Annotated in this window: 2 protein-coding genes and 1 pseudogene; 1 reads left to right on the plus strand and 2 read right to left on the minus strand. The window is 75.8% G+C overall.

Annotated elements, in window-relative coordinates:
• Nucleotides 1-1,102 (plus strand): SbcC/MukB-like Walker B domain-containing protein (locus tag ABYE80_RS20590; RefSeq protein ID WP_372792287.1); only part of this gene is annotated, 1,102 nt, incomplete at its 5' end.
• Between the two features lie 23 nt (nucleotides 1,103-1,125).
• Here ABYE80_RS20590 and ABYE80_RS20595 read toward each other — a convergent pair.
• Nucleotides 1,126-1,422, minus strand: a complete 297-nt coding sequence (locus ABYE80_RS20595) for a hypothetical protein (RefSeq protein WP_372792289.1) — start codon at nucleotides 1,420-1,422, stop codon at nucleotides 1,126-1,128.
• 73 nt (nucleotides 1,423-1,495) lie between these two features.
• Nucleotides 1,496-1,685: pseudogene (locus ABYE80_RS20600) on the minus strand (cell division initiation protein); the annotation flags it as partial.

The following is a 1,685-nucleotide window of genomic DNA, read 5'->3' on the forward strand; positions in this document are numbered from 1 at the left end:
CGGCACCCAGCACGACGATGGGGCCGCCGCGCTCGAGCAGGACCGCGCGCGGGTCGAGGCCGCCCGAGCGGGCGCGCCGTCGCTGCAGCAGCGTGTCGCGGACCTCACGGCGGCCGCGGAGGCCGCCGACCGTGCCGCGGCCGTGCTGCAGACCGCCCACCGGGCCGACGCCGAGGAGCAGGCCGCGCGCGAGGCCGTCAGCGCGGCTGCCGCCGACCTCGGACTCGACTCCCCGGAGGCGCTCGAGGCACGTGCGCGCGACGCCGCCACGTGCGAGCGCCTCGAGACGCAGGTCCGCACCTGGGACGAGCGCCTCGTCGCCCTGCGCACGGCGGCGCGGCACCCCGACCTCGCGGCCGCCGCCGCGCAGCCGCCGCCCGACACCACGGCGCTCGCCGCCGCGGTCCGCGACGCGAAGTCCGTCGAGGGGACCGCCCAGGACGCGCGGACCCGGGCCGTCAACCGCCGGACGGAGCTGCGGAACCTGTCGACGCGTCTGGGTCAGGCCATCGACCGCTCCGCGCCGATCCTCGAACGGCGCGCGCTCGTCTCCGAGCTCTGCGAGCTCGCCCTCGGCCGCTCGACGAGCAACCGCCTGCGGATCAGCCTCAGCGCCTACGTGCTCGCCGCCCGCCTGGAGGAGGTGGCGGCCGCCGCCACCGTCCGGCTCCTCGCCATGTCCGACGGCCGGTACCGCATCGAGCACGCGGACGACACGGGGACCGGTCGCTCGCGCGGCGGTCTCGACCTGCGGATCCACGACGCGTGGAGCGGCGACTCGCGCGCGCCCTCGTCCCTGTCCGGGGGCGAGACGTTCATGGCGAGCCTCGCGCTCGCCCTCGGGCTCGCCGACACCGTCACCGCGCGCTCGGGTGGCCTGCGCCTCGACACGCTGTTCGTCGACGAGGGCTTCGGCTCGCTCGACGACGAGGGCACCCTCGACGACGTCCTCGCCGCACTCGACGCGCTGCGCGAGGGCGGCCGCACCGTGGGGCTCGTCTCCCACGTGGCGGAGCTGCGGCAGCGGATCACCACGCAGGTGCGGGTGGACAAGCGCCGCACCGGCTCGACGATCGTCGCGGCCGCTGCGGTCAGCGCGTAACTGCGGTCAGCGCGTGCGCGTGGTCACCACACGTACCCGCCCAGCACGTCGAGCATGACCTCGCGGGACACGGGCCCGAATCGCACGACCCAGGCGTCGACCGGCTCCTGCCGCAGGGTCGCGCCGACCCCCGCCTCGTCCAACTGCCGCCGGATGGTGCGGGCGCGCCGGCGGCCGGCGTCGCCGTGGAAGAGCACGTCGATCCCGTAGCGGTCGACCTCGACGGGCCAGATCGAGATCCGGTCCGGCCGGGTCGGACCCGGGAGCCTCGGCTCCTGCGGGTCGGGTTCGGGCGGGACGTGGCGGTAGATGCCCGGCACGTCCCCATGATGGCGCTCCTCGACGACGAACGGCCCCGTACGGGGCCGTCGTGCTGCGGGACCGGCGCCGCGACTAGGCCGCTTCGTCGTCCAGTTCCTCGCTCTTGCCCTGCAGGCGCTCGCGCCCGCGCTGGACGGCAGCGATGAACTTCGAGAGGTTCACCTCGAGCGTGTTGAGGATCTCGTCGGCGTAGTCCTCGGCTCCGAGCCGGATCTCCCGCTCGCGGGCTCGGGCATCCTCGATGATGTCCTCGGCCGCCCGC

This window comes from Paraconexibacter sp. (genome assembly GCF_041602235.1).
Lineage (GTDB): Bacteria > Actinomycetota > Thermoleophilia > Solirubrobacterales > Solirubrobacteraceae > Paraconexibacter.